Genomic DNA, 24,945 nt, shown 5'->3' with positions numbered 1-24,945 from the left:
ATAGTTTCATTGTGAAAAAGGTGAAAGTTGGTATAGGCACAAATGGATTTTGTGGAATTCATGGCAAAGTTATAGGTAGAGTGGCGTTGTAGGATAAAAACCATAACTTTGCTGGAGGATCGGGTTATGGTTTTTTTATGAGGAAATGCGATTTTAAGTTTTTGCTGAAGGTGTTTTTCTAGGATATGCTGTGAGTGATTGAAGTGAGGTAGTGTCGGATATTGTCGACCGATCGATATATTAGAAAAATCGTTGATATATTGTAAGTTATGATAGATATATTGGAAAAATCGTTGATATATTGCTAGTTGTGATAGATATATTGAAAAAATCGTTGATATATTTGTAAAGGGGTGTTTGAGGTGATTGTGAAAGAAAGAAAAATACCGATTTATATAAGACAGTTAGAAGCGCTTCTTAGAAGGTTACCTGTACATCATCCGAAACGAAATATAATTGGAGAAAACTTGGCAAAACACATGGCGGGGTATAAAGGGGAGCAAGCGATTGATTATCCACTTAGTTTTATTTCTGAGAAAGAGTACAGTGTTTTACATGATGTTCGCTTATCTAATCATGATCAATACTTTCAAATTGATACTATTATCATTTCCACAAAGTTTCTTCTGTTTCTTGAGATAAAAAATATAGCAGGTACATTAATATTTGATACAAAGTTTAATCAACTTATCCGAATAACAGAAGAAAATTCAGAGGGATTTCCAGACCCTGTTTTACAAATAAAAAGGCAGGAAATACAACTTAAAAAATGGTTAAGCTTACATGGATTTTCTTCTAGTCTTCCAATCGAGTCCCTCGTTGTTATTAGCTCGCCTCGTACCATTATAAAATCTTCAGATGACAATCTTCTTCATACAATTATTCATAGTGCAAATCTACCTCATAAAATAAAGTGGTTTGAAAGTAAATATAAGAAAAAAGTTATAGATAATGTAGATAGGCTCATTCATCAAATAATAGCGGAGCATTCTCCACTTCAACAAAATATACTTGAGCAATATAAAATAGAAAAAGAGGAGTTGCTAAATGGAGTACAATGTGAGAAATGCTTAGTTATTCCAATGGTTAAAGTTAAGAAGGGTTGGCGTTGTACAAGTTGTAAAGATTTTTCAAAAGTGGCACATGAGGGTGCTATACGAGATTATGCATTGCTCATTAGTACGACATGTACGAACGGTAATTTGAAAGAGTTTCTCCATGTTTCGTCAGGTATGGTTGTAAACAGAATTCTCCACACACTAAATCTGGCCTATACTGGCAACAACAAAGGACGAATATATGATTTAACTTCTTTCCAATCGTAATTTTGCTATAATAAATAAGTACTTATACGAAGGGGAGTTTAAAGATAAAATGAAGTCGTTTAATATCGATCATGTTATAGCTAGTATTTTGCAATGGATATTAAATATAGCTTTAATTATATTATCCATTGTGTTATCGATTTTCTTAGTGAATGAGACGATCACGTTTGTGCAGTATATTTTTTCGTCAAAAGAGTATACGTCTTATAAATTGGTTGAAAGTATCATCGTCTATTTCTTATACTTCGAGTTCATTGCATTAATTATTAAGTATTTTAAATCGAATTATCATTTCCCGTTACGTTATTTTATTTATATCGGAATTACGGCTTTAATTCGGTTGATTATTGTGTCTCATGAGGAACCGATGGAGACGTTATTATACGCGGGAGCAATTCTTGTTTTAGTTATTGCTTTATACATATCGAATATGAGAGATTTGAGAAAAGAGTAGTAGTGCAGACGTAAGTTTGCACTACTTTTTTATGTGGAATTTTCCACCCTATGATTTTGGGGCTGTAATCAAATGAATAGTGTCAGGACATTCTAATTTATAAGTTACTTTGTTGTCTTCAATATCTTTCTTTATCTTTTGACATGTAGTATTCGAATATTGTATCTCTTGGTTTTCATTAAGTTTCTCATTTGTTTTTGTGTAGTCGACATCATAATAGACGGAGGTAGATTCCTTTTCTTTTTTTACAGTTAAATCAATAATAATAGGCTCGTTCTTGTTATTAAATTTAGTAATTCTAACTGAATCGTCTTTATTTGAATTATAGTTTTTTACGAAAGTATCTAATTTCTCTATGTTATAAACTTCATCGTTTTTCTCAATAATATCACCACGTTTTTTGGAAGCCTCAAAAGTATATGTCTCGTTTTTATCGTTTTTTTGCTCATTATTAGTACAACCAATAAGAGTAAATAAGGCTAATGAGATTACAGATAACGCATATTTTCTATATTGTATACTCATAGATTCAGCTCCTTTTCTTAATTTTTAACGATGATATATTTATAATTTTATTTTATCTTACTGAGCTTTTTGGAAAGCAAAAAGACTGTTCTTTTTTCGTTAAGTTACTGTAAATACCTACATTCTTTATTAATTAGTTATAAATTTCGGCATAATATTTTTACATTAGTTTTTACATCTTGACCTTCAAGTTGCTTGAAAGTTTACAATGAAATTAGGGCGTTTGAAATCGAAAAAAATTGAGAAATTAAGTGAAGAGTTTTTTTTACTTGGAGGTTATAGGAATGAATCAGGAATTGAAGTTACGTCCATTAGAACGAGAAGATTTAAAGTTTGTACACGAACTGAATAATAATGCGCACATTATGTCGTATTGGTTTGAAGAGCCATATGAGGCATTTGTGGAGCTGCAAGACTTATACGATAAACATATACATGATCAAAGCGAACGCCGATTTATCGTTGAGAAAGACAATGAAATGGTTGGATTAGTTGAGTTAGTAGAAATTGATTATATTCATCGTAGAACAGAATTCCAAATTATTATTGATCCGAATTATCAAGGATATGGTTATGCAGTGGATGCGACGCGTTTAGCAATGGATTACGCTTTTTCTGTACTAAATATGCATAAGATATATTTAGTTGTGGATAAGGAAAATGAAAAGGCAGTACATGTTTATAAAAAAGTTGGGTTTATGGTAGAAGGTGAGCTTATCGATGAGTTTTTCGTTGATGGTAACTATCATAATGCGATAAGAATGTGTATGTTTCAGAAGCAATATTTTGAAAACAAGTAGTTGAAAGATTCAGAAGTAATGTTGACGCTTCGTAAAACCGTATGCTAAAATCCCTTTTAAGTATTAAGGAAGGTGCAGAATATGCTTTATATAAAATTTGTAAAACTCATTAGAAAACTTTGCTCCGCACAAATGTATACGGTGAAGCGTTGTACGGAGCTTAATCAAGGGGTTTAAATCCCCTATATTCATCGGCTGAATAACTTTTCGAAAAAAGTATAGTATATCTATGCTTATTTCGTTATGGTTTTTCAGCTGGTGTATAAAATAGATTAAGGGGCCATAGACAATGCTTTGTCTATGGCCCTTTGTGTATATTATTCCGATGAGTCTTTACTGTAAATTGGAGTAGTATAGGAAAAACCACGAAGCAGAGGGCTAGTGTCGAATGACGCTATCTCTCTGCTTTTTTTAATTTCAGGAAAAGAGGAATAAAAATGAGTTTACTTAAAGTTGAAAGTTTATCACATAGTTTTATAGATAAAGTATTATACGAAAATGCTTCTTTTGATTTGCATAAAGGGGAGCATATGGGAATTGTTGGACAGAATGGTGCAGGAAAAAGCACATTAATGAAAATATTAGTGGGGGAAATTATTCCTGATAAGGGAGACATAAAGTGGCAACCCAATATTCAAATTGGGCATCTTGATCAATACGCTGAAATTGATGAGGGTTATACCATTTCACAATATTTAAAGAGAGCCTTTTATGATTTGTATGAAATGGAAAAGAGAATGAACAAGTTATATGAAGAAAGTGCGATGACTGGAGATGAGAATCAACTACTAAAAGCAGCTGAAATGCAAGAGCAGCTGGAGGCTCGTGATTTTTATTCAGTAGACAGCGTAATAAATAAGGTGGCAGCTGGTCTAGGTATTGATGTGATTGGGATGGATCGTGTTATTGGTGAATTAAGCGGAGGTCAGCGTGCAAAGGTAATTTTAGCGAAGCTCTTATTAGAAGAGCCTAATATTTTATTACTAGATGAACCGACGAATTTTCTCGATAAGGAGCATGTGGAGTGGCTTGCTAATTATTTAATGAAGTTTGAAGGAGCGTTTATTGTCGTATCACATGATTTTGATTTTTTGGAAAAAGTAACTTCTTGCATATGTGATGTAGAGTTCGGAACGGTTAAGAAGTATTATGGCAAATACTTAGATTTTGTAAGACAAAAGGAGCATTTGCGAAAAGATTATATTCGCCAATATTATGCACAGCAAAAGAAAATTGAAAAAACGGAAGAGTATATTCGTAGAAATATTGCCGGGGTGAATTCAAAAATAGCGCAAGGTCGTCGAAAACAATTGCAGCGTATGGAAAGAATTGCGCCACCAAGTTTTACTCATAAACCGTCTATTCATTTTCAGGAACTTCCCATTTCAGTTCAGACAGTTCTTGAAGTAAATAACCTTGAAGTTGGTTATGACTTCGCTCTCTTACCAAAGTTGGATTTTTCAGTAATGGGTGGGCAAAAACTTGTTATTACAGGTTTCAATGGAGTAGGGAAATCTACTTTATTAAAAACAATCGTTGGAAATATTGCTAGTATTTCTGGAGAGTTTCACTTTTCAGAGCAAATAAAGATTGGATATTATGAGCAAGATTTAAATTGGAGCAATGATTCTTTAACTCCGCTTCAAATTATTTCAGAACAGTTTCCTAAACTGAATATGAAGGAAATACGCCATCATTTAGCTGCGTGTGGTGTGAAGGATACGCACGTTTCGCAAGAAATTCGTACGTTAAGTGGTGGTGAACAATCGAAGGTGAAACTGTGTGGATTATTACTATCACCTTGTAACTTCTTAATTTTAGATGAGCCGACAAATCATTTAGATGCAGAAGCGAAGGAAGCTTTACAAAAGGCGCTAATTAAGTTTAAGGGCAGCATTATACTCGTATCTCACGAAGCGAGTTTTTATCTTGATTGGGCAGATAGCATTTTTCATATAGAGACGGGATTAGTTAATGGGGTGTGAAACATATGAGTGAAAACAATTGGAAAACGAAAATTATATTATTTTTGACCGCTCAAACTATTTCGTTGTTCGGTTCCTCTCTCGTGCAATACGCGATTATATGGTATATCACCCTTACAACATCATCAGGAGTGATGTTGACTATTTCAACTGTTTGCGGTTTTCTATCACAAATTGCGATATCTTTGTTTGCAGGTGTTTGGATTGATCGTTATGACCGCAAAAAGATGATTATGTTATCGGACGGGATTATAGCGATTGCGACGTTAGTTTTAGCAATTTTATTTTTAACAGGATATAAAAGTATTTGGTTACTTTTTATTGTGTTACTCATTCGTTCAGCTGGAACAGGAGTACAAACGCCAGCTGTGAATGCATTAATTCCGCAAATCGTTCCGAAAGAGTATCTGATGAAAGTAAATGGAATAAATAGCAGTATTACATCTTTAATTATGTTTCTTTCTCCAGCAGCAAGTGCGGCGATTCTTTCTATTGCCAGCATTGAAACAACATTTTTTATTGATGTTATTACAGCTATGTTTGGAATTAGTATTATGTTTGTCATTCAGGTGGAAGGACATGTGAATGTAGAGAGTAAGCAAAAATCTAACCTACAAGGAATTAAAGAAGGGTTCTCTTATTTAAAAGAAAATGTATTTATTAAAAGGCTAATCGTTTTATTGATTATCGTCATGATTTTAATAAGTCCAGCTGCTTTTTTAACACCTTTAATGGTAACTCGTTCTTTCGGGGCTGAAATGTGGAGACTTACTGCTAGTGAGATGACCTTTAGTGCGGGTGCGGCAGCTGGTGGCATATTGATTGCGGCATGGGGTGGTTTTCGTAATCGTATGCATACAACAGCGCTAGCTTGTGCATTATATGGACTGCTTATGATTGGACTAGGGATCGCTCCGGTATTTATTATGTATTTAGTATTTAACTTTTTAATTGGTATAACAATGCCGTGCTTCAATACACCAGTTACTGTGTTATTGCAGGAGAAAGTAGAACCATCAATGCACGGACGGATGTTTAGCCTTGTACAAATTGCGAATTCATGTGCGCTTCCTTTAGGAATGATAATATTTGGTCCATTGTCGGATATGTTTAGTGTAGGGATTTTGTTAATTTATGCTGGGATATTTGTGCTATTTTGCGCAATGTATGTTGTATTAAGCAAGAGGTTTGAAGCGTAAAGATTTATTCCGTTATTTGCGAGTCGGGCTGCCCGTAAACGCCCAATTGGTGAGAGCTGATTAAAGTTTCACTTTATAATTTAGAAGGTTTGCAAAGTGATTTAAGATGCTTTGCAAACCTTTTTGTTATTAGTCTAGTCAATAAGTATTTATTGTTAAACGATAAATACTTATTGACTGTTAATGTTATTTTAGATAATATGATGTTAACGATCCAAGGAGAATTACACGAGTAGAGGAGAATTTGAAATGAAAAATAAATACATAGTAGCTATTTCTTTCATGATTTTAGCAATTATTTGTTTAACTATACATGCTTCAAACAGTAAAGTAGGAGCGGATGGATTCCTTGAAGAACCTTTCTTTTTCCTAGTACCGATAAGTTATGTATTGTTCCTTAGTGGTATTGGTGTATTATTATTTGGATTTATTACTTCAAAGCTGAAAAAGGGCAATAGATAGGGACAAAACACTCACTATGAAATAGAAACATACCATATGGAAGAAAAAGAATAAGTGAGATGAATCATGATGAACCATCATTTTTATAATGGAAGACAAGTAGGAGCAGCTATTACTTTGGCTGGGGCACAGGGAACTATTCATGCTGTGAATCAAGCTATTCAAATGCAACAACAAGCATATTTTGCACAAATGATGCAAAGTCAGTATATGCCGTATTCACAGCTTCCGATGCAAATTGTACATTACGATGTACATCCAGCTGGTTTATTTTCCATTCCATATGGCGGGACATACTTCTTATGAAAGAAAGCGACTGGTTAGAGTCGCTTTTTTTATGTTCCGCCTAGCTTTATTCCAAGGAATGCAAAGGCGATACCAATTATGTAAGTAGCGCTTAAGTATAAAAGGAATGTGCTAAAGTTTTTACGATTGAGGAGTTGAACAGATTCTAGTTTAAACGTCGAAAATGTTGTGAATGCCCCCATAAATCCAGTACCTAATAGTAGTTGCCAGCCTGTAGTGACCCCGTTTCCAATTATATATCCAAGTAAAAACGCCCCTGTTATGTTAATAAGGAATGTAGCAAGTGGGAATTGTGTTTTATTTCTTTTCTTAAACCAATTGCTAATTGCAAATCGTGTAATCGCACCGAAAAATCCTCCTGCTGCGACTAATAAAGCCTCTATCATGAGTAATCACCTTCCGTAAGAGATTTCTTAATTAAGAAATCTCCAAGTGTATAGCCAAGACTAGACATAATGAGGCCACCAAGTATGCTACATGATACATATAAGAAGGCTATACTCCACTCAGAATGATTGATCAATTGCACAGTTTCTACACTAAATGTTGAAAAAGTTGTAAAGGAACCGATGAATCCAGTCCCGATGCCTGTGATAATCTCTGAAGGTAAGATGTTTAGCCGAGCGATATAAGTAGTTAGCCACGCTAAGAAGAAGCAACCGGTTAAGTTAATGAGTAATGTTGCTAATGGAAATGAATGATGCCAAAATGTGGTGATATTAAGACCTAAATAATAACGAGAAAGAGCTCCTAATATACCGGCAATGCCGACGATAATATAAATCAATTTTCTCACCTCTTTAAATAGCTTGCTCAAAAAAATAGACTCCTACCAGTATATATACTGGTAGGAGTCATTAGCTAAGCAGCGTTTATGGCGAACTCCATCGCCTATGATTATTACATATAGTGTACTAAAAATACCGTTTAATTTCCAGTGAGGAGGTAGGTGTAACTTTTCTTTTTTTTGATGTCTGAAGGTTTTTTAAGTAATTAAAATGGGATTGATTACTTATCAACTAAATATAATGATATACGGTTTTAATTATGATAAAATGTTTCTTATGTGTGTCGTTTTGTTTTATTTGACTGAAAATAAAGAAAAATAAATTCGCGTGAAAAGGAGTCATTTATTTGAAGAAATTTTTAAAAATCGTATTTACATGTGTTTTAGTGGTAGCGGGCATTGTAGGGGGATTTCTAGCGTATATGACACTTACTAAAGAACAGCCTGTTGATGTTATAGCCTTGAAGGTGGAGAATAATAAGGAGCGCGTATTAGCGACTGGACATGAATTTAAAGTTACAACATTTAATATTGGATATGCTGGATTAGATAAGGATCAAGATTTCTTTATGGATGGCGGAAAGGGATCTGGTTCAAGTAGTAAAGAGCAAACGGAAACTAATTTAAAGAATATGCTTTCGTTTTTACAAAATGAGAATAGTGATTTTGCACTATTACAAGAAGTTGATATAAAGTCACTTCGTTCATTTGATGTAAATGGACATGAATTTTTGAAAAAAGGATTACCTGATTATGTTTCGTCATTTGGCAAGAACTACGATACGAAATGGGTTCCAGTGCCAATAACAAATCCAATGGGATATGCGGAGGCTGGATTAAGTACGTTTTCTAAATACACTGTTCAAGAAGCGAAGAGATTCCAGCTTCCTGGAATGGAGCCTTGGCCAAAGCGTTTGTTTGATTTAGATCGAGCAATTGTGGAATATAAAATTCCTGTTAATAATGGGAAACATGTTAGACTCGTAAATTTACATTTGTCTGCTTATGATGAAGGCGGGAAAATTAGAAAACAGCAAGTAGAGTATTTAAAAGAATATATGAACAAACATTATGAAAAAGGTGATTACGTAATAATGGGTGGAGATTGGAATCAATTAGTTTCGAACGCTCAATTAAGTGATCCGAAGTTCGTGAAAGAGCGTCCTGAGTGGTTAGTAGAGTTACCGAAGGACTTTACGGACGGTGGCTTTAAGTGGGCTGTAGATCCGTCTGTTATGACTGTGAGAGATGATGTGAAGAAATATGTAGAAGGTGAAAATTTCGTTACTATTATTGATGGCTTTATCGTTTCACCGAATGTAGAGATTGTAAATGTACAAGGGAAAGATTTAAAGTTTGAAAATAGCGATCATAACCCAGTGAGTGCGGTATTTAAACTGAAGTAATTGATATGTATAAGTAGAAGGTGGGGCTTCATATGGAGTGGTTAAAGAGGACTTGTTTTTCTAACCTTGAGAAAGAATCACAGAAAAATCATTTATTACTGTTTATAACGATTTGTAGTTTCTTCCTTGGGATAATCGCAATTGGGTATTATGGATATATTTTTACAGAGAGAGCAATAGCGTTTTGGATTTGTGGTATTTCTGTCGTTGCATTTGGAACGATTTTTACTTTTATAAAAAGTATGGAATCAGTGTATAAATATATCATGACATTTATGTTGCTTACAATGTCTTACATTATGGTACAAGCTTTTAATGAAAGCCCGGCTGTATTTCAAATGGTCTATTTCACATTAGCTGTTTCACTTATTTACTTAAGTGAGCGCCTTATTTTAATTCTTGGCGGGGTAGCTGTTGTGATTACATTTATCCTTTGTAGCTATTGGCCGGAGCAATTCTTTGCTTATACAGCCTCGTCTGAAGCTGCTAATTTTGCAAGTTTGTTAGCGATTGTAACAATCGCTATGTGGGGCGTCACGAAAATCGGTTCTAATCTGCTCCTTCGTTTAAGTGATGAGAAGCAAGAAGTAATGAGAAAAGCACAAGAGCTAGAAGAGACGCAAAGGCTTATTGAAGAAACAGTTGTGAAACTAGATAGTAATTTCAATCATTTAAGACAAAATATGAACAAGTCGATGGAATCGATGAGTGAGATTAATTTTGCCTTTGAAGAGGTGGCAGTTGGTACGCAAGCACAATCAGAGATGATGTATCGCTCGGTAGAAGTATTGAATGATATGGAGGTAAATATTGAACAAATCATCTCTCAAGTAAGAACTGCATCGGCTCGTGTGGATGAAAGTTTAGAAATTTCAAAGGGTAGTGTACATACTTTAAGAAATTTTGAAACTAACATGAGAAGTTTAAATGATGTTGTTTCACAGTCTGGAATTATATTTAGAGATTTAATGATGCAATTGAAACAAATTAATGAAATTGTAGATGTAATAACGAATATTTCAAGTCAGACGAGTTTGCTAGCTTTAAATGCAAATATTGAAGCTGCGAGGGCAGGCGAGCATGGAAAAGGTTTTGCTATTGTAGCGAGTGAAGTGTTAAAGCTTGCTGAAGAATCAAATCGTTCTGCGGGAAGAATTCAAGGGATTTTGAAGGAGTTTAGTAATCAAGCAAGTAAGGTAGAAGTGCAGGTAGAAAAGTCAGAAAGAGTACAAGAAGAATGTAACGAGATGTTAGCAAGTGTTTTAACAAATGTAACTGATTTAGGGAAGTTTATTGATGCAATTAATGAAGTAATGCGAGAGGTTGTTGTTCATCAAGAAAGTTTCCAAGTTAAAACGACGAATATCGTAAAGGATGTTACGCATGCTTCTAACGTAATTCAGCAAACTTCTACAGCTACAGAAGAAGTGCTAGCGAGTGTGGAAGAAGAAAAACATCGAAATGATACGTCAGTGAAGACGTTGCAAACTGTTAGCGAGCAAGTGAAGTTGTTAGAAGATATTTTAGAAAAGTAATATTACTTGGAAAGAGCACGAATGATGTGCTCTTTTTTCATTGAAACGAATACTTGATAGGAATTTAATTGCTTTTCTGCGCGTTTTCTGCCAAGCTTAAGGAGATAAAGTGAGACTAGTACATACTGATTATTAGCCCTCACCAATCAAGCTATCCGCAAATAGCGGAATAAAATACTTCAAAGAAAGAATTATATAGGTGACGCATATGATCGAAGTTAAGACTTCTGAACTTAGTGATGGAGAATTTAATAGAGGTGTATTTGCAACTCGTGATATTAAAAAGGGTGAGTTGATACACGCCGCACCAGTTATCTCTTATCCGAATGAACAGCATGAACATATTGAGAAGACGTTACTTGCTGACTACGCATTTGAGTATGGGATCAATCATACGGCAATCCTTTTAGGATATGGTATGTTATTTAATCATTCATATACACCGAATGCAACGTATGACATCGTTTTTGAGAATCATACATTTAACTTCTATGCTTATAAAGATATAAAAGCAGGAGAAGAAATTTTAATCAATTATAATGGTGAAGTTGATAACGATGAGCTGTTATGGTTTGATAAAGAAAAAGAAGAGAACGAAAAGTAATATAAAGAGTATAGAAAGAGCACATTCTGTCGGATGTGCTCTTTTTTCATTGATGTAAATAAAGTAAAAAGTACAAAAAAATACCACTTTATTTTTGTATGGTATAGTAAGATACTGAGGGATAGTGTTTTGAAAAAGTCACATATTTTACAAATTGTTGTCTTTCTGATGACATGTCAAGTTTAGTAGTCCATTTGGGTTGCTTTATTATGCAATATATATTTTAATATGAGTGGCACCTCTTATAAATTAAGAGGTTTATAGGTGTCTCGAATTGATTTTGGGTACACTGTATCCACCACTTTAGGTTCTTTCATGTACGTGGGGATATTATGGGCCCGTATAACGGGATAAAATGAATATAGAAATAGAGGAATCGTAAAATGAATATGCAAGAGGTTTATAAATATTTAAGTACGGTATTGCCTGAAGGACATGTTAAACAAGATGAAATGTTAAAGAATCATACGCATATTAAAGTTGGCGGAAAAGCAGATGTTTTTGTTGCGCCTACAAATTATGATGAAATTCAAGAAGTTATCAAATATGCGAATGAATATAATATTCCAGTTACGTTTTTAGGAAATGGATCGAATGTCATTATTAAAGATGGTGGAATTCGCGGGATTACAGTAAGTTTAATTCATATTACAGGTGTTACTGTAACAGGAACGACGATTGTAGCACAGTGTGGTGCAGCAATTATTGACGTATCACGTATTGCCTTAGACCATAATTTAACGGGTCTTGAGTTTGCTTGTGGTATTCCAGGTTCAGTTGGCGGAGCATTATATATGAATGCTGGTGCATACGGCGGTGAAATTTCGTTTGTATTAACAGAAGCTGTCGTAATGACAGGTGATGGAGAGCTACGTACTTTGACGAAAGAAGCATTTGAATTTGGATATCGTAAGAGTGTATTTGCGAACAACCATTACATTATTCTTGAAGCGAGATTTGAACTTGAAGAAGGTGTACATGAAGAAATTAAAGCCAAAATGGATGATTTAACGTTTAAACGTGAGTCAAAACAGCCTCTAGAATATCCTTCATGTGGTAGCGTATTTAAACGCCCACCAAATAACTTTGCTGGTAAGTTAATTCAAGACTCAGGACTACAAGGTAAGCGAATTGGTGGAGTAGAAGTTTCTTTAAAACACGCTGGATTTATGGTGAATGTTGATAACGGAACAGCACAAGATTACATCGATTTAATTCACTTCGTACAAAAGACAGTTGAAGAGAAATTTGGCGTGAAGTTGGAGCGAGAAGTAAGGATTATTGGAGAAGATAAAGAATAACGAAATACGTATGAAGATATGAATTATTTTAAAATAATATTTGGGTATTGTTGACAATTTGTTTTCGATTCAATATAATGGCTAATAATTTAACAAATAACATACGTTGAAAGAGCCCAGTAGCAGTTTGTCACTGTTAACGAGAGAGCTAGGGGTTGCTGTAACCTAGCACAAACAAACTTGCGAATTACACTCTGGAGTATCTTAGGTAATGCTAAGCGGACTAGCAATCGATATTATTGCTAAGAGTGGTATGAGTAGCTATGCTATTTATGCAAACTGGGTGGTAACACGGTGAATAATCGTCCCTATGTCTATCGTAGACATAGGGGCTTTTTTGTTTTTAAAAAATAAAGGGGATGACAAAAGATGAATATTATTGATGAATTAGAATGGCGCGGCGCCGTTAATCAGCAGACTGACGAAGAAGGCTTACGTAAGCTAGTAGAAGGGAAAAAGATTTCACTATACTGCGGAGTTGATCCAACTGGTGATAGTATGCATATCGGACATTTGATTCCGTTTATGATGATGAAGAGATTCCAATTAGCTGGCCATCATCCTGTTATTTTAATTGGCGGGGCAACAGGAACAATTGGTGATCCGAGTGGACGACAATCAGAGCGTCAACTTCAAACGTTAGAAGTGGTTCAGCATAATGTAGATGCGCTAACAGCACAAATGAAAAAGCTATTTGATTTTGGCGGAAATAGCGAAGTGAAGATGGTAAATAACTATGATTGGACACATGAAATAAATATTATTGAGTTTTTACGTGATTACGGGAAAAACTTTAGCATCAATAGCATGTTAGCGAAGGATATTGTAGCAAGCCGTTTAGATACAGGTATTTCTTTCACAGAATTCACGTACCAAATTTTGCAAGCGATGGACTTCCATCATTTATACACGAAAGAGGATGTTCAACTTCAAATTGGTGGCAGTGACCAATGGGGAAATATTACGAGTGGTTTAGATTTAATTCGTAAGTTAGAAGGTCATGAGGCGAAAGTATTCGGATTAACGATTCCATTATTATTAAAATCGGATGGTACGAAGTTTGGTAAATCAGCAGGTGGTGCGGTTTGGCTTGATCCTGAAAAAACGACACCGTTTGAATTTTACCAGTTCTGGGTAAATACAGATGATCGTGATGTCGTTAAATACTTGAAATACTTTACGTTCTTAATGAAAGAGCGTATTGATGAATTAGCAGCGAGGGTAGAAGCGGAGCCTCATAAACGTGAAGCACAAAAAGTGTTAGCAGAAGAAATGACGAAATTCGTTCATGGAGAAGAGGCGTTCCTGCAAGCTGAAAAAATCACAGCAGCGTTATTTAGCGGAGATATTAAATCGTTAACAGCTGATGAAATTGAACAAGGCTTTAAAGAAATGCCAACATTTAAGTCTTCAAAAGAGACGAAAAACATCGTAGAGTGGCTAGTCGATTTAGGAATCGAACCATCTAGACGACAAGCACGCGAGGACATTAATAATGGTGCGATTTCTATGAATGGTGAGAAAGTAACAGATGTGGGTACGGATGTTACTGTAGAAAATTCGTTTGATGGAAGATTTATTATTATTCGTAAAGGGAAGAAGAACTACAGTCTTGTGAAATTAGGATAATAAGTAAGGCTGGAAAATATATCGGCGATTTTTCGAATATATCGACCGTAACTCGAATTATATCGGCGATTTTTGAAATATATCAGCGCAAATCCGAATATATCAGCGATTTTCCCAATATATCGATTTACCGACAAAAAGCGACAATAAGAGCTGTTCCGAACGGGACAGCTTTCATTGTAAAAAGTCAGTATATTTAGATAAATTTAAAGGGTATATAATTTTTTTGACGAATAAATAAGTTAGAGAAAATTACGGATAAAAATAGCCCGAACCATGCAGGGCATGATTCGGGCTTATATTCAGATTAGTAAGCTAAGCTGAATAGACCTTTAATGTGTGATAAGTAACGAACGTTACTTGCTTCTTTCATTAATGATGCTGGTAAGCCTTTAAGTGGAGTATTGCTTGCTCCAATTGTAGCAACCGCATCTTTACGTCCTAGACTAGCAAGTGTTCCAGAGTTTACAGGTGCGAACTCTTCGAATGCTTTGCCTTCTAGTGCTGCGTATAAGTTGTATCCAATTAACTCACCCATTTGCCAAGCGATTTGTGCAGTTGGTGGGTATGGACGTCCGTCTGGAGCGAAGACAACAGCGCTGTCTCCAGCAACGAATACGTCTTTGTGAGAAGTAGATTGTAGGTATGCATCAACTGTTGCACGTCCACGGTTAACTTCAAGACCTGATTCACCGATTAATGGGTTACCTTGTACGCCGCCTGTCCAAACGAATGTGTTAGCAACAAGTTTTTGACCGTCTTTTAAGTCGATTTCGTTGCCAGCAACGTTTGTTACAGGAAGACCAGTTAAGAATGTAACGCCGCGTGCTTCTAGGCTAGTAGTTGCACGTTCGATTAAGTGGTCTGGTAATACTGGAAGGATTTTTGGACCTGCTTCAACAAGAAGAAGTTTCACTTCTTTTGGATTTACGCCGTGGCTTTTTGCAAGTTTAGGCATAATGTCAGCAAGCTCACCAACTAGCTCAACGCCAGTTAATCCGCCACCACCGATTACGATTGTAGCATCAGCTTCGTTTTTCGTTTTCGCGTATTCACGAATACGGTCTTCAACGTGTTTGTAGATTTTGTTTGCATCAGCAGCAGATTTTAATACCATGCTGTTTTCTTCTAGTCCTGGAATACCGAAGTAAGCAGTTTTACTTCCTAAAGCAACTACAAGTGCATCGTAAGATAAAGTAGTGCCGCCAGCTAGTTTGATTTCTTTGCTATCAACTGAGAATGACTCAACTGTTGCGATTTTAAGATCGATGTCTTTCCCTTTGAAAAGCTTTGTAAGTGGCATTGCAACTGCTTGCTCAGACACGTTACCAGCTGCAAGGCGGTGTAGTTCAGTGATGATTTGGTGTGTTGGGTATTGGTTAATCACTGTAACTTGTGCTTCTGATTTGCTGTAATATTTACGTACGTTTAAAGCGGCAAGAAGACCGCCATAACCAGCGCCTAAGATGACAATTTGTTTTGACATAGTATGATATCCCCCGTCTTTACTAATTGTTGTTATAAGTTAAATTATTTATTGTTACGTTCTGCACTAATTTGAAGATATGCGTTCACAAAGCGGAACATTTTTTGTGCTTGTGGATCTTTTAGTAATTTTAACAGACCGAATAGGCCGATAACTTCGTTGCTTTCTTCAGCACGATCTTTCGCTTCGATTGCAGTTGCAGCCATGCTTTTCAATGTATCTTTTACAGGTTCTACAAGCTCTGTAATTGCACCAACAGTGTCGCTTTTTAATACTTCATCAGTAGCAACAGTTTGAGCGAAGTCATAAGATTTAGTTAAAATGTTAACAAGCTCAGTTAATTTTGGAAGCTGTTCTACTAGTGTTGTTAATGATTCTTGTACCTCAGGTTTTAACAACTGATCAAGTACATCAAGTTGTCCTTGGCTAGCAGAAATTTGTACAGTTTCTTGTTCTGGCTTTGTTTGAGTCATAGTTTCTGGCATCTCCAATTCTCCTTTACGATAGCAATACTCTTATTTTTTATAAGTAAGATAGTAAACGTTTACGAAACTTTATACAAAGTTTCACAAAACACAATAAAATGCCTTTAAATTTACGACAGCAAGTAAGCTGCAAACATAAATCTAAAACCATAACGTCTTACTTATCATTTATGAACTGTCCGATACATGGCTTGTCCGCATAATGGAAAAGCTCCGCTACCGGAAAGTGTATATAATATATATCCTATATTATATACTATATACACCTATGTTAACATAAAAATGATTCCTAATTATTTGATATTGAATGTATAACGTAGTGCTGACAAGGTATGAAAGCGTATAAAATATTTTGTTCCAGTTAGAAATGTATATACATATAAAGAAAAAAAGGGAAAAATGAACAAATTCATGTTCGTTTTTTCCTTTTTCCTATTATTCACCTTCTACAATTAGCATCGATGTGTTACCGCTTTTTTCAAGATGGCATTCGCCCCAAGTACAAAGAGAATCAAGAATGGATTCTAAAGACCAACCGTATTCTGTAAGTGAATATTCTACTTTTGGTGGTACTTGATTGTATACCTTTCTTTGAATGACCCCATCGTCTTCTAATTCACGTAATTGCTGAGTTAACATTTTTTGTGTAATCCCAGGCATTAAACGTTTTAGTTCACTCGTTCTTTTTGTGCCTTTCGTTAGATGACAAAGGATAACAACCTTCCATTTTCCACCGATAACCTCTAAAGTCGCTTCAACGGGAATATTATATTTTTTCATATAAAAATCTCCTTTGATGAATGTAGATTTAAGTTCTCCAACAAAAGAAGCTAAATAATTAAATGTTACTAAAAAGTGCCTATAGCACTTTAAAGTACGTACTTTTTATCATGTTGAATATGTTCCATAATAGCATACGTAAGAGGGAAATGAGTAGTACGGTACTAAAAAGTGCCTATGTTACTTTTAGGTACCTATCGTACTTTTAAGTGCGTTCTTCAAAAAAAGAGTAAAGCCATTCATAATAGCGTATATCAACAGTAAAGTTATTTTTGTAGAAGATAAAAAGGCCTTTTTATCATACTATTATGATTGGATTTCTCGCATTAAGGAGGAGTTCAATTGAATTCATATACAGTATCTTCTTCGGCAGTACAGACGAATCGGAGAAGTATGTTTGCTTTATTAGCACTAGCAATTAGTGCGTTTGGAATTGGTACAACTGAATTTATTAGTGTCGGCTTATTACCATCTATCTCAGAGGATTTACATGTTTCTGTTACAACAGCGGGGTTAACTGTTTCTTTATATGCATTAGGAGTAGCGTTTGGTGCTCCAGTATTAACGTCATTAACAGCTAGTATGTCGCGAAAGACGTTATTAATGTGGATTATGATTATTTTCATTATTGGTAATGGCATTGCGGCAGTAGCAACAAGTTTTACTGTGTTACTTATTGCGAGGGTTGTATCTGCATTTGCACATGGTGTTTTTATGTCAATTGGATCTACAATTGCGGCTGCTCTTGTACCTGAGAATAAACGTGCAAGTGCCATTGCGATTATGTTTACTGGATTAACAGTTGCGACTATTACAGGTGTGCCAATTGGAACGTTTATCGGTCAACAATTTGGCTGGAGGGCCTCGTTTATTGTTATTGTGGCCATTGGAATCGTTGCTTTAATCGCCAATAGTATGCTAATTCCTTCTAATTTTAAAAAAGGTACGTCCGTATCATTTCGCGATCAATTTAAGCTGATTACGAATGGAAGACTGTTACTTGTATTTATTATTACTGCATTAGGATATGGGGGAACGTTCGTAACATTTACGTATTTATCTCCGTTATTACAAGAAGTAACAGGATTTAAAGCAAGTACCGTTACAATTATTTTGTTAGTGTATGGAATTGCAATTGCGATTGGGAATATGGTCGGTGGAAAATTATCAAATCATAATCCGATTCGAGCGTTATTTTACATGTTCTTTATTCAAGCGATTGTATTATTTGTTTTAACATTTACAGCACCATTTAAAGTTGCTGGATTCATTACAATTATTTTTATGGGACTATTTGCGTTTATGAATGTCCCAGGGCTACAAGTGTATGTCGTTATCTTGGCTGAGAGGTTTGTACCTAGCGCTGTTGATGTAGCATCGGCGATTAACATCGCAGCATTTAACGCAGGAATTGCTCTTGGTGCTTACTTGGGCGGTATTGTAACGAACTCGTTAGGATTAATTCATACGGCTTGGGTAGGCGGAATTATGGTAGTAGGTGCTGTGATTTTAACAGCGTGGAGCATGACATTAGAAAAAAGAGATCAAGTAAAATAAAAGGAGAGAAAATAAAATGAAAAACTTACAAAGTAAAACAGTATTAAATAATGGTGTAGAAATGCCTTGGTTCGGTTTAGGTGTATTTAAAGTAGAAGAAGGACCAGAACTTGTAGAAGCTGTAAAATCAGCGATTAAAGCAGGATACCGTAGCATCGATACAGCTGCAATTTACGGAAATGAAAAAGCTGTAGGTGAAGGAATCCGTGCAGGTATTGAAGCGACTGGTATTTCAAGAGAAGAATTATTTATCACTTCAAAAGTATGGAACGCAGATCAAGGATACGAAGAAACAATTGCTGCATACGAAGAGAGCTTAAAGAAATTAGAACTAGAGTATTTAGACCTATATCTTGTTCACTGGCCTGTAGAAGGAAAATATAAAGATACGTGGAGAGCGCTAGAAACACTTTATAAAGAAAATCTCGTACGTGCAATTGGCGTAAGTAACTTCCAAATTCACCACTTACAAGATGTAATGAAAGATGCAGAAATTAAGCCAATGATTAACCAAGTAGAATACCACCCTCGTTTAACACAAAAAGAATTACAAGCTTTCTGTAAAGAACAAGGTATTCAAATGGAAGCATGGTCACCACTTATGCAAGGTCAATTATTAGATAACGAAACATTACAAGAGATTGCTGAGAAATATGGCAAAACAACAGCGCAAGTTATTTTACGTTGGGATCTTCAAAATGGAGTGATTACAATTCCAAAATCAACGAAAGAACACCGCATTATTGCAAATGCTGATGTATTTAACTTTGAATTAACGAAAGAAGATATGGAAAAAATCGATGCGTTAAATCAAAATCACCGCGTTGGTCCAGATCCTGATAACTTCGATTTCTAAGATTAAGGTAAGAAAAAAGAGTGCGTAAAAGCACTCTTTTTTTTGTATAAAAATATTTTCTAATTAAATACTACTTAGTATTAAGTTTGTTATTAAGGGGCTGTGAACATGAATATAAAGCAATCGTTCAAACTTTTAGCTATGTTTTTAAGTGTTTTATTTGTGTTATTCCCACTTCAAAAAGCATTCGCAGAAGTGATGGACCATACAAAGTATCAAATGGATTGGAGTTATAGTAAGTCCAAGAAGAAACCAATTCGAACAGAGCTTATTAAAACGGCAGATGGCAAAATTGCTTTTTGCTTAAATGTAGATTTAAAATCTCCAAGCGGTCAAGATTTACCGGAAATGGGGAAAGTGGATATTAACGTATATCGCGTATTATTGAATGGATATCCACAAAAGAGCCCGCAAGAATTAGGTGTTTCTGATTGGAGAGAAGCTCATTATGCAACGCAGCTTGCAGTATGGAATGCGTTAAAACAAATCGATATTAATGATTTAGATTTCCGTAATAAAAATGTAGAAAAGGTGACGAAAGATATCGTTGCAAAAGCTAGCGCTAGTGAAGAGTTACAAGAAATTACGATGAGTGTCGTACCAACAGAAGAACAAGAAGCGGTATTGAAAAATGATTTCTTTGAAACAGGCTTATATACAGTAGAAACAAATGCAAAAAGCGGAACGTATAAAGTGCAACCAACAGGTGCACCAGCGGGCGTGAAATTTGCAAATGAAAAGGGCGAAACAAAAACAGAATTTAATGTAGGAGAGAAGTTCCGCATTTTAATTCCGAAACAAACACCAGCTGGTGGATTTAGCTTTAAAGTAATCGGGAAATTAACGAAGCTACAAGGGATTGCACATAAAGGTACACCCACAATTCAAAATGCAGTTGTATTACTTGAGCGTAGTGAAGAAGAAACAAGTCCGGAGTTATCAGTGAGTTGGAAAAAAGGAAATGGTCATGATAATAATAAACCACATACTCCAAATGAACCGCATAAACCGAATCAATATAAAAGGTAAGGATGAAAGCATTGGTGTTAACCAATGCTTTTTATATATGAAATTTAAAATTATATCAAGATAATTATTAATTAGATAAAACACTGTTTTTATGTTGAGAAAATTATTTGGAAATAACAAAATATAATAAAATCCAAACGTTACAATAAATAGATTAAATTCACAAAATTGTAACATTATTCTAATTGAAAAGTCTATCAAACAAAGTGTAAAGCGTGTACAATTCAGTTGGAAAAACTACCTATAGGTGGTCATATATGAAGAAAATGTAAGGTTTTATTTTTAGATGTATAGATGACGAGACTAAAATATATCTTTTACTATGTTTCTTTTATGTAAGAAGAGAACTCATCACAAGTAGAGTGAAGTGAGGAGGGCATAATACATGAAAAATTTTACAATGTAAGAAAGCGAATACATTTAGAGAAATGCGGAAGTAATTGATATAGGTGCGAGAGGCGTTAGTCTATTCGTTAAATGTTTTTATAAAAATAATAGGATTTCTTATTAAATGAATATATAGGATGGTTTGTCTAAAAAAAGGACAGGGGACACAGATTATGTCAAAGCAGAAAAAGAGTAGGATATTAGTAGCTGGTATTTGTATATCTACATTATTATCACCAGTAGCTTTCGAAGCATCGAAAGGATATGCGGCGCCTTTGGAAGAGAATAAGGGCGGGCAGTTGGAAGAGAGTAAAGAGAATCGTTTGGAGCAGAGAACGTTTCATTTGCCTGGGAAAGGTAGTATTGAAGAAGAGCAAAAACGCTTAAAAGTACGTTATGTACTTTCAGCGAATGAACCAACTGGAATTTATGCTGGTCCAAATGAAGAAATTAAAATTGAAATAAAAGGAACGCAATCTATTAAAGCGTTCATAGGAACGAAGTCATATGATGAAAAAGGGTTTGAAGAATTTGAGTTAAAACCTGGTGAAAATAATATTTCATCTTCAATAGGTGGAATACTATATTTTTATAACATGAATAATGATGGCGAAGTAACAGCTTCAGTTATTCATGGAGGAAGTCATTTTCCATTATTTATCTTAGGGAAGCACACAAAAAAAGATTGGGATGCAATGTTAAAGAAGTATAAAAATCCTTATGCAGTTGAATTGAAGGGTGAGAGAAGTTTAATTACTGCAAGTCCTGAAGCAGTGGAAAACTATATGGGAGAGACGGATCCAGTAGAATTAATGAGGCTACATGATAAGATTATTCGCTTTGAAAATTCTGTAGCAGGATTATCTGAAGATGGTATAGGGGTGTCAAAAGCTCCAAACCACTATATCCAATTTGTTGAAAAGAGAAAACCAGATAAAGATGATTGGATGTTTGCTACTCATTATCATACAGGGTATGTTCCAGAGACTATGGATAGGGTTTTAAATATAAAGAGATTACAAGGAGATGGCTGGGGACCGTGGCATGAAGTAGGGCATTTACATCAGCAAGCTCCTTGGTTTTGGTCAGGTGTAGGAGAAGTAACAGTAAATATATATTCATTATCGGTTCAAAGAATGTTAGGCAATAAATCAAGTCTAGAAGAAGATGGTCATTATAAAAAAGCTTTTGCTTACTTAGATAATCCTGATGCTCAAAAAAATATGGAAGAATTCGAGAAACTAGTAATGTTTTGGCAACTTGATTTAGCTTATGGAGAGCATTTTTACCCTAATTTACATCAAATGTATCGCTTATTACCAGAATCTGAAATGCCTGCTTCAGATGAAGATAAAAAGCAAATGTTTATTTATATGGCATCGAAAGCGGCTAAACAAAACTTAGTACCGTTTTTTGAGAAATGGGGATTAGGTCCAAATGATGAGGTTAGAGGGAAAATCGAAAATTTAAATTTACCTAAATTAGAAAAAGAAATATGGAAAGCAACAGATAGTAATATTATTCGTGAAAAACAAGTGAAACCATACGGCGGGCTTCCTTATGGTGAAGCGTCTAATGTGGTACAAGATCTCATCGTTGGTGCGAATTTTAATGAAAATCTAGCAAATAGTCTTGTTCAAAATTTAGGTGAAAATGTAAAAGTAACAGGTAGAATTATGTGGCTGGATTTAGAGGTTGGAAAAAGAGCGGTATTAGTAGAAATTGAGGATGAGAAAGGACAGAGGAATTTCATTTCTGTTCCAGTTAACAGTCTTTATAGAGATACTATGGTATTTAAAGGTTACGGTGATGAGGTAAATTCTGTTATAACGCTCCTTCATGATGAAAAGAAAATCAACGTTTCTTTCGTTGGTAATGAGTTCCATGAGCGCTTTAAAAATGAAAAGTATGTAGGGATTACCTTATATGATAAGGACGGAAATGAAAAGAAAAATATTTCTATAGAAGGTCAAGAAAATTCTAAAAAAGTTGCTTTGCAACTTGAAGGTGTTGAACTTCAATATGGCGATATTATGAAAGTATATCATGCAGAACCAAGTCGTTTCGATTGGTATCAAAGTAATAAACTTGTAGAGCAAGGTGGAGCTAAGAATAAAAAAGAAAAGTTCTTTAAGATTACTCCACAAGGATATGAACTAATAGACGGTATACAGGAAGTAGAAGCAGTACCGCAAAAAGTAGTAATCGGGGCAGACGCTGAAAAATTAGAGGCGAACAACTTTGTTCAAGTAAAAGGTGGAGAAGTAATTGGTTTTGTAGAAAAACCGAATACAATGAAAATCGGTGAACAAAAAGTAAAAGTGGAAACGAAAGATCGTTTTGGAAATAAGAAAGTGACGGAAGTTCCATTAGAAGTGACATATGGAGATAGTTTACTTGTATATGGGTTAAGCTATGATGGTGACGATATGAAATCAATTATAACGTTACATCAGGATACGAAAAAAATGAGTGCGACAGATACGGATAATTTGATTCATGATTACTTTGGAGATGAGAAGTATTTTGAATTCACCTTGTACAATAAAGAGGGAAAAGAGAAGAAAAATATAGAGGTAAAAGGCTTGGAGAATACAGAAGCTTTTGCCAAGGAAGTAAATGGGTTAGCATTTGAATATGGAGATGTGGTGAAAGTATACCATGCAGAGTCTTCACGTTTACATTGGTATCAAAAAGGTTTATATGTGGGAGAAGGAAAAAATAAAGAAATAAAAGAATTATTCTTTGAAATTACTGAAAATGGATTTGAAAGATTAGAAGCTCTGCAGGAAGTAACGGCAGTACCACAAAAATTAGTAATTGGAACAGACGTTGAAAAATTAGAAGCAAAAGATTTTGTGCAAGTGAAAGACGGAGAAGTAGTTGGATTTGTAGAAAAACCGAATACGACAAAGATTGGTGAACAAAAAGTAAAAGTAGAAACGAAAGATCGTTTCGGAAATAAGAAAGTGACGGAAGTTCCAGTAGAAGTAACTTATGGAGATAGCCTATTTGTATATGGATTAAGTTATGGTAGTGACGATATGAAATCGATTATAACGTTACATCATGATACGAAAAAAATGAGTGCGACAGATACGGATAATTTGATTCATGATTACTTTAAAGATGAGAAGTATTTTGAATTTACTCTGTACAATAAAGAAGGAAGAGTGAAGAAAAATATAGCGGTAAAAGGTATGGAAAATACGAAAGCTTTTGCCAAGGAAGTAAATGGATTAACATTTGAGTATGGAGATATGTTGAAAGTATATCATGCAGAATCTTCACGCCTACACTGGTACAAAAAAGGTGTATATGCGGGAGAAGGAAAGAATAAAGAGATAAAGGAACTAGTCTTCAAAATTACTGAAAACGGCTTTGAAAGAATGGAAGCTGGGCAAGAAGTAACAGCAGTACCACAAAAAGTAGTAATTGGAACAGACGCTGAAAAATTAGATGCAAAAAACTTTGTTCAAGTGAAAGATGGAGAAGTACTCGGATTTGTAGAAAAACCGAATACAACAAAAATTGGTGAACAAAAAGTAAAAGTAGAAACAAAAGATCGCTTTGGTAATAAGAAAGTGACGGAAGCTTCATTAGAAGTGATGTATGGAGATAGTATAGTATACCAAGGTGTGGCTGATGTAACGCGTTCAATCGTTACCTTAAATCATGATGCGAAGAAATTACATGCAACATTTACTGATGGTGAAATACATTATCGTTTTGTAAATGAACAGTATATAGGACTTACGGTATATGATCAAAATGGAACCGAGAAAAAGCATGTAACGGCAGAAGGACAAGAGACTTCAAAGAATTTTGCTGAGCAAGTAAATGGTATGATGTTCGAGTATGGTGATGTAGTAAAAGTGTATCATGCAGAATCTGATCGTTTAAGTTGGTATAAAACTGGTGAGTTAATTGGAAAAGGGGATGCGAAAAAATTTAAAGAGATTTCCTTCAAGATTACTCAAAATGGCTTAGAGCAAGTACAATAATAAGAAAAAGCTCGTAAAACATAATGTTTTACGAGCTTTTTTA

Annotated in this window: 22 protein-coding genes, 1 riboswitch and 1 other annotated feature; of the genes, 16 read left to right on the top strand and 6 right to left on the bottom strand. The window is 34.9% G+C overall.

Going from position 1 to position 24,945, the window contains the following annotated elements; all coding sequences use genetic code 11:
- The first annotated feature begins 368 nt into the window (after positions 1 to 368).
- Complete coding sequence (locus BAQ53_RS24095; protein WP_208906966.1) at positions 369 to 1,325, top strand: nuclease-related domain-containing protein; 957 nt, start codon at positions 369 to 371, stop codon at positions 1,323 to 1,325.
- Between the two features lie 49 nt (positions 1,326 to 1,374).
- Positions 1,375 to 1,779, top strand: a complete 405-nt coding sequence (gene psiE, locus BAQ53_RS24090; RefSeq protein ID WP_000834707.1) for a phosphate-starvation-inducible protein PsiE — start codon at positions 1,375 to 1,377, stop codon at positions 1,777 to 1,779.
- A 48-nt stretch (positions 1,780 to 1,827) separates the two neighbouring features.
- Here the strand turns inward: psiE and BAQ53_RS24085 are convergent, their stop codons facing one another.
- Positions 1,828 to 2,304, bottom strand: coding sequence for a DUF4362 domain-containing protein (locus BAQ53_RS24085; RefSeq protein ID WP_000027507.1), 477 nt, complete (start codon positions 2,302 to 2,304; stop codon positions 1,828 to 1,830).
- A gap of 284 nt (positions 2,305 to 2,588) precedes the next feature.
- On the opposite strand from BAQ53_RS24085, the gene speG reads away from it, so the two are divergent.
- The 5 genes from speG to BAQ53_RS24060 all read left to right on the top strand — a co-directional run bounded on the left by speG (position 2,589) and on the right by BAQ53_RS24060 (position 7,056).
- Complete coding sequence (speG, locus tag BAQ53_RS24080) at positions 2,589 to 3,104, top strand: spermidine N1-acetyltransferase (protein WP_001071092.1); 516 nt, start codon at positions 2,589 to 2,591, stop codon at positions 3,102 to 3,104.
- Positions 3,105 to 3,541: 437 nt separating this feature from the next.
- Positions 3,542 to 5,089, top strand: coding sequence for an ABC-F family ATP-binding cassette domain-containing protein (locus BAQ53_RS24075; RefSeq protein WP_000054867.1), 1,548 nt, complete (start codon positions 3,542 to 3,544; stop codon positions 5,087 to 5,089).
- Between the two features lie 5 nt (positions 5,090 to 5,094).
- On the top strand, positions 5,095 to 6,288 hold the full coding sequence (locus BAQ53_RS24070) for an MFS transporter (protein WP_208906313.1): 1,194 nt from the start codon (positions 5,095 to 5,097) through the stop codon (positions 6,286 to 6,288).
- 249 nt (positions 6,289 to 6,537) lie between these two features.
- Positions 6,538 to 6,750: a DUF3955 domain-containing protein gene (locus BAQ53_RS24065; RefSeq protein WP_208906312.1), complete on the top strand. Its 213-nt coding sequence runs from the start codon at positions 6,538 to 6,540 to the stop codon at positions 6,748 to 6,750.
- 66 nt (positions 6,751 to 6,816) lie between these two features.
- The gene (locus BAQ53_RS24060) at positions 6,817 to 7,056 is read left to right on the top strand and encodes a DUF3947 family protein (protein ID WP_000980932.1); all 240 of its coding nucleotides are present in this window, start codon (positions 6,817 to 6,819) and stop codon (positions 7,054 to 7,056) included.
- 29 nt (positions 7,057 to 7,085) lie between these two features.
- On the opposite strand, the gene crcB (BAQ53_RS24055) is transcribed toward BAQ53_RS24060, so the two are convergent.
- Together crcB (BAQ53_RS24055) and crcB (BAQ53_RS24050) are read right to left on the bottom strand one after the other, a co-directional pair.
- A complete protein-coding gene (gene crcB / locus BAQ53_RS24055) occupies positions 7,086 to 7,442 on the bottom strand; it encodes a fluoride efflux transporter CrcB (RefSeq protein WP_000568571.1) in 357 nt (118 codons plus the stop codon).
- Positions 7,439 to 7,843: a fluoride efflux transporter CrcB gene (crcB, locus tag BAQ53_RS24050; protein ID WP_000639317.1), complete on the bottom strand. Its 405-nt coding sequence runs from the start codon at positions 7,841 to 7,843 to the stop codon at positions 7,439 to 7,441. The genes crcB (BAQ53_RS24055) and crcB (BAQ53_RS24050) overlap by 4 nt, the downstream gene beginning before the upstream one ends.
- A gap of 54 nt (positions 7,844 to 7,897) precedes the next feature.
- Positions 7,898 to 7,957: riboswitch (Fluoride riboswitch) on the bottom strand.
- 233 nt (positions 7,958 to 8,190) lie between these two features.
- Here crcB (BAQ53_RS24050) and BAQ53_RS24045 point away from each other — a divergent pair.
- The 5 genes from BAQ53_RS24045 (at position 8,191) to tyrS (ending at position 14,318) form a co-directional block, all read left to right on the top strand.
- The gene (locus BAQ53_RS24045; RefSeq protein ID WP_000714053.1) at positions 8,191 to 9,249 is read left to right on the top strand and encodes an endonuclease/exonuclease/phosphatase family protein; all 1,059 of its coding nucleotides are present in this window, start codon (positions 8,191 to 8,193) and stop codon (positions 9,247 to 9,249) included.
- 32 nt (positions 9,250 to 9,281) lie between these two features.
- Entirely contained in the window at positions 9,282 to 10,784 is a 1,503-nt protein-coding gene (locus BAQ53_RS24040) for a DUF4077 domain-containing protein (RefSeq protein WP_208906311.1), read from the top strand.
- 208 nt (positions 10,785 to 10,992) lie between these two features.
- Positions 10,993 to 11,388: an SET domain-containing protein gene (locus BAQ53_RS24035; protein WP_000573649.1), complete on the top strand. Its 396-nt coding sequence runs from the start codon at positions 10,993 to 10,995 to the stop codon at positions 11,386 to 11,388.
- A 383-nt stretch (positions 11,389 to 11,771) separates the two neighbouring features.
- Positions 11,772 to 12,689 (top strand): UDP-N-acetylmuramate dehydrogenase, encoded by a 918-nt coding sequence (gene murB / locus BAQ53_RS24030; protein ID WP_001057102.1) that lies wholly within the window; start codon positions 11,772 to 11,774, stop codon positions 12,687 to 12,689.
- Positions 12,690 to 12,786: 97 nt separating this feature from the next.
- Positions 12,787 to 13,002, top strand: a binding site (T-box leader).
- Positions 13,003 to 13,058: 56 nt separating this feature from the next.
- Positions 13,059 to 14,318: a tyrosine--tRNA ligase gene (gene tyrS, locus BAQ53_RS24025; RefSeq protein WP_208906310.1), complete on the top strand. Its 1,260-nt coding sequence runs from the start codon at positions 13,059 to 13,061 to the stop codon at positions 14,316 to 14,318.
- Between the two features lie 307 nt (positions 14,319 to 14,625).
- Here the strand turns inward: tyrS and BAQ53_RS24020 are convergent, their stop codons facing one another.
- The 3 genes from BAQ53_RS24020 to BAQ53_RS24010 all read right to left on the bottom strand — a co-directional run bounded on the left by BAQ53_RS24020 (position 14,626) and on the right by BAQ53_RS24010 (position 17,069).
- The gene (locus BAQ53_RS24020) at positions 14,626 to 15,804 is read right to left on the bottom strand and encodes an NAD(P)/FAD-dependent oxidoreductase (protein ID WP_000043202.1); all 1,179 of its coding nucleotides are present in this window, start codon (positions 15,802 to 15,804) and stop codon (positions 14,626 to 14,628) included.
- Positions 15,805 to 15,848: 44 nt separating this feature from the next.
- Positions 15,849 to 16,289 (bottom strand): DUF1641 domain-containing protein, encoded by a 441-nt coding sequence (locus BAQ53_RS24015; RefSeq protein ID WP_208906309.1) that lies wholly within the window; start codon positions 16,287 to 16,289, stop codon positions 15,849 to 15,851.
- A 435-nt stretch (positions 16,290 to 16,724) separates the two neighbouring features.
- Complete coding sequence (locus tag BAQ53_RS24010; protein WP_000760475.1) at positions 16,725 to 17,069, bottom strand: winged helix-turn-helix transcriptional regulator; 345 nt, start codon at positions 17,067 to 17,069, stop codon at positions 16,725 to 16,727.
- A gap of 393 nt (positions 17,070 to 17,462) precedes the next feature.
- Here BAQ53_RS24010 and BAQ53_RS24005 point away from each other — a divergent pair, with 393 nt between their 5' ends.
- The 4 genes from BAQ53_RS24005 (at position 17,463) to BAQ53_RS23990 (ending at position 24,902) form a co-directional block, all read left to right on the top strand.
- Positions 17,463 to 18,626, top strand: a complete 1,164-nt coding sequence (locus BAQ53_RS24005; RefSeq protein ID WP_178379653.1) for an MFS transporter — start codon at positions 17,463 to 17,465, stop codon at positions 18,624 to 18,626.
- Positions 18,627 to 18,642: 16 nt separating this feature from the next.
- A complete protein-coding gene (locus BAQ53_RS24000; RefSeq protein WP_000793560.1) occupies positions 18,643 to 19,482 on the top strand; it encodes an aldo/keto reductase in 840 nt (279 codons plus the stop codon).
- A 108-nt stretch (positions 19,483 to 19,590) separates the two neighbouring features.
- The gene (locus BAQ53_RS23995) at positions 19,591 to 20,511 is read left to right on the top strand and encodes a thioester domain-containing protein (RefSeq protein ID WP_001022543.1); all 921 of its coding nucleotides are present in this window, start codon (positions 19,591 to 19,593) and stop codon (positions 20,509 to 20,511) included.
- Between the two features lie 560 nt (positions 20,512 to 21,071).
- The gene (locus BAQ53_RS23990; RefSeq protein ID WP_208906308.1) at positions 21,072 to 24,902 is read left to right on the top strand and encodes a putative mucin/carbohydrate-binding domain-containing protein; all 3,831 of its coding nucleotides are present in this window, start codon (positions 21,072 to 21,074) and stop codon (positions 24,900 to 24,902) included.
- The last annotated feature ends 43 nt before the right edge of the window (positions 24,903 to 24,945 follow it).

The organism is Bacillus sp. B25(2016b) (genome assembly GCF_001679765.1).
In the GTDB taxonomy this organism is placed as follows: Bacteria; Bacillota; Bacilli; order Bacillales; family Bacillaceae_G; genus Bacillus_A; species Bacillus_A thuringiensis_K.
This window is presented reverse-complemented; position numbering and strand designations above follow the sequence as displayed.